This window comes from Vibrio sp. 2130-1 (assembly GCF_033339515.1).
Genome location: NZ_JAWOUT010000182.1, coordinates 1 through 789 on the forward strand (window position 1 = coordinate 1; position 789 = coordinate 789).

Annotated in this window: 1 protein-coding gene; it reads left to right on the forward strand. The window is 46.5% G+C overall.

Annotated elements, in window-relative coordinates:
- The coding region (locus tag R7Q09_RS25030; RefSeq protein ID WP_318143809.1) for a dihydropteroate synthase at positions 1-789 on the forward strand (789 nt) is incomplete at both ends.

The following is a 789-nucleotide window of genomic DNA, read 5'->3' on the forward strand; positions in this document are numbered from 1 at the left end:
GAAGGAAGGCAAAGAGAAATTTGTTGAGCAATCTAAACTGATCCGTCGTTATGGCGCAGCTGTGATCGTCATGGCATTCGATGAGGTTGGTCAGGCAGAAACACGCGCGCGCAAGCTAGAAATTTGTACAAATGCTTATCGTATTTTGGTAGATGAAGTTGGCTTCCCGCCAGAAGACATTATTTTTGACCCGAACATTTTTGCCGTCGCAACGGGTATTGATGAGCACAACAACTATGCTGTTGATTTCATTGAAGCTGTAGCGGACATCAAGCGCGATTTGCCACACGCGATGATTTCCGGTGGCGTGTCGAACGTGTCTTTCTCTTTCCGCGGTAATAACTACGTTCGTGAAGCAATCCATGCCGTATTCCTTTATCACTGTTTTAAAAACGGTATGGACATGGGCATTGTGAACGCGGGGCAGCTCGAAATTTATGACAACGTTCCGGAAAAACTACGAGAAGCGGTAGAAGACGTTGTGCTTAACCGTCGAGATGACGCTACAGAAAGATTGTTAGATATCGCAGCTGAGTACGCAGATAAAGGTGTTGGCAAAGAAGAAGATGCCTCTGCGCTTGAGTGGCGAACTTGGCCTGTCGCAAAACGTTTAGAGCATGCGTTAGTTAAAGGGATCACAGAGTTCATTGTCGCAGACACTGAAGAAGCACGTGTGAATGCGGCAAAACCACTTGAAGTGATTGAAGGCCCTTTGATGGATGGCATGAACGTGGTGGGTGACCTATTTGGTGAGGGTAAGATGTTCTTACCTCAAGTAGTGAAATCTGC